This window comes from Enterococcus lemanii, assembly GCF_016909125.1.
GTDB classification, from domain to species: domain Bacteria; phylum Bacillota; class Bacilli; order Lactobacillales; family Enterococcaceae; genus Enterococcus_I; species Enterococcus_I lemanii.
Window position 1 is genome coordinate 39,495 of sequence record NZ_JAFBFD010000022.1, and the last position, 8,997, is coordinate 48,491.

Annotated in this window: 6 protein-coding genes and 1 CRISPR repeat array; all 6 genes read left to right on the forward strand. The window is 31.9% G+C overall.

The window, feature by feature from the left end; translation table 11 throughout:
* Positions 1–101 precede the first annotated feature (101 nt).
* The 6 genes from der (at position 102) to csn2 (ending at position 8,094) form a co-directional block, all read left to right on the forward strand.
* The gene (der, locus tag JOD14_RS07610) at positions 102–1,412 is read left to right on the forward strand and encodes a ribosome biogenesis GTPase Der (RefSeq protein WP_204654231.1); all 1,311 of its coding nucleotides are present in this window, start codon (positions 102–104) and stop codon (positions 1,410–1,412) included.
* Between the two features lie 217 nt (positions 1,413–1,629).
* The gene (locus JOD14_RS07615; protein ID WP_204654232.1) at positions 1,630–1,905 is read left to right on the forward strand and encodes an HU family DNA-binding protein; all 276 of its coding nucleotides are present in this window, start codon (positions 1,630–1,632) and stop codon (positions 1,903–1,905) included.
* Between the two features lie 307 nt (positions 1,906–2,212).
* Positions 2,213–6,235, forward strand: a complete 4,023-nt coding sequence (gene cas9, locus JOD14_RS07620) for a type II CRISPR RNA-guided endonuclease Cas9 (RefSeq protein WP_204654233.1) — start codon at positions 2,213–2,215, stop codon at positions 6,233–6,235.
* A 2-nt stretch (positions 6,236–6,237) separates the two neighbouring features.
* Positions 6,238–7,104: a type II CRISPR-associated endonuclease Cas1 gene (cas1, locus tag JOD14_RS07625; protein ID WP_204654234.1), complete on the forward strand. Its 867-nt coding sequence runs from the start codon at positions 6,238–6,240 to the stop codon at positions 7,102–7,104.
* Positions 7,101–7,445 (forward strand): CRISPR-associated endonuclease Cas2, encoded by a 345-nt coding sequence (gene cas2 / locus JOD14_RS07630; protein ID WP_204654235.1) that lies wholly within the window; start codon positions 7,101–7,103, stop codon positions 7,443–7,445. Before cas1 ends, cas2 begins: the two co-directional genes overlap by 4 nt.
* Positions 7,432–8,094: a type II-A CRISPR-associated protein Csn2 gene (gene csn2, locus JOD14_RS07635; protein WP_204654236.1), complete on the forward strand. Its 663-nt coding sequence runs from the start codon at positions 7,432–7,434 to the stop codon at positions 8,092–8,094. The genes cas2 and csn2 overlap by 14 nt, the downstream gene beginning before the upstream one ends.
* Positions 8,095–8,220: 126 nt before the next feature.
* Positions 8,221–8,585: a CRISPR direct-repeat array (repeat unit 36 nt; unit sequence GTTTTAGAGTCATGTTGATTTGAATGCTTCCAAAAC).
* Positions 8,586–8,997: the final 412 nt, after the last annotated feature.

An 8,997-nucleotide genomic window follows, 5' to 3' on the forward strand; every position in this document is an offset into this window, starting at 1 on the left:
TTCGTTAAACTAGGTAAGTTGAAAGTTTGTAAAACTAGTGAAGACTAATAATCAAACAGTAAATCGAAAATAAAAGTACAAAAGTACAATGGAGGAAAATTATGGCAAATCCAACAATTGCAATCGTCGGACGTCCAAACGTAGGGAAATCGACCTTATTCAATCGAATTGCTGGTGAACGAATTTCGATCGTCGAAGATACACCTGGCGTAACCCGAGACCGTATTTATGCCACTGGTGAGTGGTTAGGCAAGGAATTTAGTATTATTGACACAGGTGGAATTGATTTAGGCGATGAGCCATTCATGGAGCAAATTAAGCACCAAGCAGAAATTGCGATTGAAGAAGCAGACGTGATCATTTTTGTCGGCAGTGGCCAAGAAGGAATTACCGACGCTGATGAATTAGTTGCCCGTATTTTACACAGAAGTAAAAAACCGGTCATCCTAGCAGTAAACAAAGTTGATAACCCAGAAATGCGGGCAGAAATTTATGAGTTTTATTCACTTGGTTTAGGCGAACCGTATCCAGTCTCTGGAAGTCACGGGTTAGGTCTAGGGGATGTTTTAGATGAAGCAGTGAAGCATTTTAGTACCGAAATCGAACCAGAAGAAGAAGGCGTTATTAAATTTAGTTTAATTGGTCGTCCAAACGTCGGAAAATCTTCTTTAATTAATGCGATTTTAGGTGAAGAAAGAGTCATTGTATCTGATATTGAAGGTACGACACGTGATGCGATTGACACTCAGTTTGTTAGCGAAAGTGGTCAGAAATTTACCATGATTGACACTGCTGGAATGCGTAAACGCGGGAAAGTCTATGAGAGTACCGAAAAATACAGCGTGATGCGTGCGATGCGTGCAATTGAACGTTCAGATGTCGTTTTATTTGTAATTAACGGCGAAGAAGGGATTCGTGAACAAGATAAAAGAATTGCAGGCTATGCCCATGAAGCAGGTCGTGGGATGGTTATTGTCGTAAACAAGTGGGATATGGTTAAAAAAGATACGAATACGATGAAGGAATTTGAAGAAGAAATCCGAGATGAGTTCCAGTATTTAGATTATGCTCCAATTATCTTTGTTTCAGCGCTCACTAAACAACGCTTAAATAAGTTACCTGAAATAATTGAAGAAGTTAGCATGAATCAAAATATGCGTATTCCTTCAGCCCTCTTAAATGATGTGATTATGGATGCAGTGGCAATTAACCCTACTCCAACAGATAAAGGCCGTCGTTTGAAGATTTTTTATGCCACTCAAGTAGCTGTAAAACCGCCAACCTTTGTCATTTTTGTGAATGAAGAAGAGTTAATGCACTTTTCTTATTCGCGCTTCTTAGAAAATCAAATTCGTAACGCTTTTACATTTGAAGGAACACCAATTCGAATTATTCCACGTAGAAGAAAATAATAGATTTTACCATACTTTTTACGCTTTGACAAAGGAAATAATTAAATCGAAAAAAAAAGTGCAAAAATAGCGAAAACCCTTGATATTATAAGGTTCATGTGATAACGTTATATCAGAATATTGCTGGGTTCAGTCAATATTTATTACAAAAATTGGACCACTCAATTTTTGTAATGATGTGAGACATCAAAACATAATTCAGGAGGTGAAACCATCCATGGCAAACAAAGCAGAATTAATCGAGAAAGTTGCAGCAGCGACTAGCTTAACTAAAAAAGATGCAACTGCAGCAGTTGATGCTGTATTTTCAACAATTCAAGAAGCTTTAGCTAACGGTGAAAAAGTTCAATTGATCGGTTTTGGTAACTTCGAAGTACGTACTCGCGCAGAACGTAAAGGACGTAACCCTCAAACTGGTGAAGAGATTCAAATTCCTGCAAGCAAAGTACCTGCATTCAAACCAGGTAAAGCATTGAAAGACGCTGTTAAATAAGACAGTTAAAAGCCCTTGTTATTACAAAAATTTGTAGTAACAAGGGCTTTTTGTATGAATAAATGTGAAAAAGATTCAATTAAAAAGAATATATGTTATAATTTTATCAATAAGTAAGCGCTTCAACAAAAGAGTGTAAAAAAGAACGAAAAAAAAGCACCGAGACAGTGCCACTTAAAAAGTTGATTACGGATTAACCTTATTTTAACTTGCCATGTTGATTTGAATGCTACCAACAAATTCATTTTAACAGATACCATTAAAAATGCAAGCGTTATATATATTAAATGAAAATAGGAGGATTGCAATGAAGAAAAATTACACGATAGGACTTGATATTGGGACAAACTCGGTAGGGTATGCAGTAGTCTATGATGACTATAATCTTGTATCAAAGAAAATGAAAGTTTTTGGTAATACGCCTAAAAAGACAATGAAGAAAAACTTTTGGGGAGTAAGGTTATTTGAAGAAGGTACAACAGCTGAAGCGCGGAGGCTAAAAAGAACGACGCGAAGAAGATACGAAAGGCGTCACAACCGATTAGAAAAATTGCAATCCCTTTTTTCTGAAGAAATGAATGAAACAGATTCAAACTTTTTCCATCGGTTAGAAGATAGTTTTTTAGTAGAGGATGAAAAACGAAACTCTAAGTATCCTATTTTTGGAACGGTAGAGGAAGAAGTAATTTATAATCATAATTATCCTACAATTTATCACTTAAGGAAGAAGTTAGTTGATATCGATGAAAAGGCAGACTTGCGTTTGGTTTATTTAGCTTGTGCGCACATACTTAAATTTAGAGGTCATTTTTTAATTGAGGGTAACTTAGCAGATTCATCGCATTCGATTGACGAATTATTCTCCACCTTCATCCAAACATATAATAAAGTATTTTGTTTCCAAGGTGATGGTAGTTTAATTGGTGCGCTAAATGATAATATTTCTATTGAAAATATTACAAAAGAAAAAATATCACGCACAAGAAAAGTAGAGGCAGTCTTAGCCTTGTTTCCAGGTGAAAAAAATAACGGTGTTTTTGGACAATATTTAAAGTTAATCTTCGGTTTAAAAGTCAATTTTAAGAAGATTTTTGATTTAACTGATAAATTTGATCTAGAAATTCCAAAAGAATCTTATGAGGAAGATATTGCTGAGTTGTTAGAAATAATTGGCGAAGAATACTTGGAAATCTTTTCTGACGCAAAAAACTTATATGATGCAATTGTATTAGGTGGAATTTTAACGGTTGAAGATAAAGGAACAAATGCAAAATTATCTGCATCGATGATTGATCGGTATGAGAACCACCAAGTAGATTTGCAAAAATTAAAAAAATGGATAAAAATTTATTTACCTGATGAGTATTACAATATCTTTTCAGATAAAGAAAAGAATGGTTATGCTGGTTATATTGATGGTAAAACTAAACAAAGTGATTTTTATGACTATTTAAAAAAACTTTTGATTAATCAACCTCAGTCTGAATATTTTATTCAAAAAATAGAGCAAGAAGATTTTTTAAGAAAGCAACGTACTTTTGATAACGGCGTGATACCTAGACAAATACATCAATCGGAGCTAGAGGCAATTTTGACGAATCAAGCCCAGCACTATCCATTGTTGGCTAAAAATAAACAAGAAATTATAGAGTTATTTAAATTTCGTATTCCGTATTATATTGGGCCGTTGGATAAAAACAACCAAAGCGATTTTTCTTGGCTTGTTCGAAAAACAGAGGATGAAATTACCCCTTTGAATATAAAAAAAGTAGTAGATTATGAAGCTTCGGCAACTGCATTTATTGAAAGAATGACGAATCGCGATACTTATTTACCAAAGGAAAAGGTGTTACCAAAAAATAGCTTGATTTATCAAAAATATATGATTTTTAATGAATTAACAAAAGTTACTTATATTGATGATCAAGGGAAAGTAAATAACTTTTCTAGTTTTGAAAAAGAAGCCATTTTCAATAAATTATTTAAAGTTGAAAGAAAAATAACGAAAGTTAAACTACAAAACTTTTTAAAAAATGAGTATCATCTTCAAAATCCAACAATCAATGGTATTGAAGAATCGTTTAATGCGAATTATGGAACTTATCATGATTTGAAGAAAGTTAATGGAATGGAAGCAATCCTCGAAGATAATTCAAATGTAGAATTACTAGAAGAAATAATAAAAATAATAACAATATTTGAAGACCGTAAAATGATTTCAAAGCAATTAGAAAAATATAAAGAACGACTTTCTCCAAATATTATTAAAGAATTATCAAGAAAAAAATATACGGGATGGGGACGACTTTCAGCTAAATTAATTTATGGTATCCGAGATAAACGTACCAACAAAACAATTTTAGATTATTTAATAAATGATGATGATGTAAGTAACAATAGAAATCGTAATTTTATGCAATTGATTAACGATGATGATTTATCATTTAAGGAAATTATACAAGGAGCACAAAAAATTGAGATAGAGACCGATTTAGTAGAAATTGTAAGAGAATTACCTGGAAGTCCAGCAATAAAAAAGGGAATTTTACAAAGCATTAAAATAGTAGATGAAATCATTGCAATTATGGGGTACCTTCCTGAAAATATCGTGATAGAGATGGCTCGAGAAAATCAAACAACCCAACAAGGAAAAGCAAACGCAAAAACTCGTTTGAAAAATTTAGAAGAAGCAATTAAAGAATTAGGAAGTAGTCTTTTAAAACAATATCCAGTTGACGCTAAAGACTTACAAACGGATCGTTTATATTTATATTATTTACAAAATGGTAAAGATATGTATACCGGTGATGATTTAGATATTCATTTTCTCTCATCGTACGATATAGACCACATTATTCCACAAAGTTTTATTACAGATAACTCTTTGGATAATATGGTTTTAGTGAGCTCGACTTTAAATAGAGGGAAATTAGATGATGTACCAAGTATTGATGTTGTTAAAAAGATGGAGCCTTACTGGAAAAAACTAAAAGAATCTAAATTAATTAGTCAGCGGAAGTATGATAATTTAACAAAAAGTTTGAGAGGAGGATTAACTGAAGACGATAAAGCAAACTTTATTAAACGTCAGTTAGTTGAAACAAGACAAATTACGAAACACGTCGCACAAATATTAGATGCCCGCTTTAATAAAAAAGTGAACCAAGAGAATGAAGTTGCTCGCTCAGTCGGGATTGTTACCTTAAAATCTTCATTAGTTAGTCGTTTTAGAAAAGACTTTTCTATTCATAAAGTTCGAGAAGTAAATGACTATCATCATGCGCATGACGCGTATTTAAACGCAGTTGTTGCTAAAACATTACTAGCAGTTTATCCTAAATTAAAACCCGAACTAGTTTATGGTGAATACCAACATTTTAATTCTCACCGAGAAAATAAGGCAACAGCAAAAAAAGAATTTTATTCTAACATTATGCGATTTTTTACAAGTAATACCCCAATTGTTAATCAAAATGGTGAAATTCTGTGGAATAAAGAAAAAGATTTAGCTAAAATTAAACAAGTTTTAAGTTACAATCAAATGAATATTGTCAAAAAAGTAGAAGTCCAAAAGGGAAGTTTTTCAAATGAAACAATTTTGCCGAAAGGTGAATCCAAGAAATTGATTCGTCGGAAAAATAATTTAGATCCACTAAAATATGGAGGTTTCAACACACCGACATTTGCTTATAACGTTGCATTTACTTATGAAAAAGGGAAAAATAATAAACCAACTAAAATAATTATTGGAATTCCGATAATGGATCAAGTGGCTTTTGAAAAAAATTCTACAGATTACTTAATGAGTAAGGGATACCGAAATCCAAAAGTAAAGGCAATTTTACCAAAATTTTCATTGTACTCATTTGACAATGGGCGAAGAAGGTTTTTATCGGGTGGGTCGGAAGCACAAAAAGCCAATCAATTCGTATTGCCTGCTCATTTAACAACCCTTCTTTATCACGCAAAGCATTATGATGAGATAGCCAGTAAAACAAGTTACGATTATGTAAACGAACACGTGACACAATTTGCAGATGTGTTAACCTATATTGTGGATTTTTCACAAGAGTATATACTAGCAGATAAAAATTTACAAAAAATAAAAGTACTTTATGAGAAAAATAAAAATAGCGACCCTAAAATAATTGCTGAGTCGATGATCAATTTGTTGACGTTTACCTTTAGAGGCGCACCAGCTGATTTCAAGTTTTTCGGAGAGAATATTTCAAGAAGTCGTTATAACAATATAAGTGAACTCTGGCAAGCAGATGTTATCTATCAGTCAATTACCGGGCTTTATGAAACGAGAATAAAGTTAGGAGAATAATTATGGGATGGCGAACAGTAGTTGTAAACACACACTCTAAATTATCTTATTTAAACAATCATTTAATTTTTAAAAATGCTGCTGAAACGGTACAAATTCATTTGTCTGAAATCGATGTATTATTGTTAGAGACAACGGACATCACAATTACAACGATGCTAATTAAACGATTAATTGATGAAAACATTTTAATTTTATTTTGTGACGATAAACGTTTGCCCATCGGAAAGTTATTGCCTTTTTATGCCAAACATGATAGTAGTTTACAACTATCACGACAGATTTCTTGGCCCCAAGATCGAAAAATGTTTGTTTGGACAGAAATCATTTCTCAAAAAATAACCAATCAAAGATTACATTTAAACCAAAGAGTATTCGATGAAAAAGCTTATTCTTTAGTTGTTTTACATGAAGAATTAGAACTTTATGACCCGACGAATCGAGAAGGGCATGCTGCTAGAATATATTTTAATACGTTGTTTGGTAACGATTTTTCTAGAGAACATCAAAATGATATTAATGCAGGATTAAATTATGGTTACACGTTGATTCTAAGCATGTTTGCTAGAGAAATCGTTCGAACAGGTTGTGTGACACAACTTGGATTGAAACATGCCAATCAATTCAATGAGTTTAATTTTGCTAGTGATATTATGGAACCATTTCGACCATTAGTAGATCAAATTATTTATGATAATAAGAATAAATCCTTTACAATAATGAAGCGTGCATTGTTTTCATTATTCGATAATCGATATATTTATGGAAAAAAAGAAATGTATTTAACAAATATTGTCAGCGACTATACCAAAAAAGTAATAAAAGCTTTAAATAATGAAAAAGAAAGAATACCTATTTTTAGGCTATGAGTTATCGATACATGAGAATGTTATTAATGTTTGATATGCCGACTGAAACTGCTGACGAAAGAAAAGCATATCGAAAATTTCGACGTTTTTTACTAAGCGAAGGCTTTATTATGCATCAATTCTCGGTTTACAGTAAGCTATTACTGAATGATAGTGCGAATAAAGCGATGATAGACCGTCTAAATGGAAATAATCCTAAAAAGGGCAATATTACATTATTAACAGTAACTGAGAAACAATTTGCTCGAATGATTTATTTAAATGGTGTAAGAGATGATTGTATTGCTAATTCAGATAAAAGAATTATTTTTTTAGGAGAGGAGATGGATGATGAATCTTAATTTTGAATTACTAGATCAATCTGTTTCTTTGAATAAAGGAACAATTCTAGTATTAGAAGATCCGAATATATTTTCAAAAGTAGCGCAAAGTATATTTGAATATGAAGAAGATGGAGAGATAAAGTTTTATAATAATAAATTTATAAAAATTAAAGAAAGTCAGTTGATGGTCATAACAGATATCATGAATTATACTTTTAATTCTTCTAGTATGTTAAAATCAATTTATAGTGATTTAGAAAAGCAAATTAATGATAATCCACAACTAAAATCAGAAATTGAGCAAATTTCGTTACAATTAAATGAAATTCTATCTATGGAATTACTTAATCATGAGTTAAACTTAAGTTGTTCAGATTTAACGATGTATAACTTTTTTAAAATGTACGAGGTTAAAGTGCAAACAAGTTATAAAACTTTATTTGAAAAAAGCCTTGAGATTGTCCAGGTATATAAATATTTATACAAAAAAACATTATTAGTTTTTATTAACGTATGCTCCTATTTTTCAAAAGCAGAAGTAAGCGAGTTGTTGGATTTTATTTCTTTATTAAACGTCGATGTGTTATTTATTGAACCGAAAAGCGTTTATGATTTTAGACAATATGCGCTAGATAAAGATTATTTTTTGTTTGTTCCAGAGGAGTAATAATATAAATTGATGTTCTTTGAAAATTAAATAACAATTATATTATTTTATGAAAAGGAAGCAGAAAATCTGAAGCTTTGCTATGGGCGAATGATGCGATTACGAAATCTCAAAAAAATCTACGAGGTTTTAGAGTCATGTTGATTTGAATGCTTCCAAAACTATAGTTGAGTGGTTATAATCATACTAGCAGTTTTAGAGTCATGTTGATTTGAATGCTTCCAAAACCGAATACTATATGTCTTTTCATCAAAACGGGTTTTAGAGTCATGTTGATTTGAATGCTTCCAAAACTGGACCGCGATGCCGTCAATCTTCTGCGCCGTTTTAGAGTCATGTTGATTTGAATGCTTCCAAAACCTCGTTTACCGAATTTGAGTTAGCTTTAGCGTTTTAGAGTCATGTTGATTTGAATGCTTCCAAAACATGAAAGAAGGAAGTTTGATCTTACTACCGTTTTAGAGTCATGTTCATTTTAATGCGCTAAAAACGAACTCTTTCCATTTTGGAAACAGTTAATGTTTTAGAGCCATGTTAATTTAAACACTACTAAAAATCCTGAATTATTCATACTTTTAGAAAAAGAACAATCCAAGGGTCAAAATGACTCGTTTTGACCCTTGAACATAAAAAAATAAAACTTTTAAAAGAAAATAGAGAAAAGATACAAGAAAATTGAGTAGTAAAGAAAAATTTCTGCGTAGAATGGCCAAAAATAGACAGACTCCCCCCTTGGTGCTAAAAACGATTTTTTTTCATAGGGAGAAGGTCATTTTGCTAGTAGGAATACAACCGCATCTGCTGAATGTTCCTCATTATTTTCCAAAAACTGTTCTGAAAAACATGCGAGGTCGCAAGTTTAATTTGAATATTTCTTGCGTGATGAACAAATCTAGCGGCCAC

Bases quoted from the DNA above. Each gene is read 5' to 3' on its own strand.
- der (WP_204654231.1), top strand. From the start codon at position 102: ATGGCAAATCCAACAATTGCAATCGTCGGACGTCCAAACGTAGGGAAA.
- csn2 (WP_204654236.1), top strand. From the start codon at position 7,432: ATGATGAATCTTAATTTTGAATTACTAGATCAATCTGTTTCTTTGAAT.
- JOD14_RS07615 (WP_204654232.1), top strand. From the start codon at position 1,630: ATGGCAAACAAAGCAGAATTAATCGAGAAAGTTGCAGCAGCGACTAGC.
- cas1 (WP_204654234.1), top strand. From the start codon at position 6,238: ATGGGATGGCGAACAGTAGTTGTAAACACACACTCTAAATTATCTTAT.
- cas9 (WP_204654233.1), top strand. From the start codon at position 2,213: ATGAAGAAAAATTACACGATAGGACTTGATATTGGGACAAACTCGGTA.
- cas2 (WP_204654235.1), top strand. From the start codon at position 7,101: ATGAGTTATCGATACATGAGAATGTTATTAATGTTTGATATGCCGACT.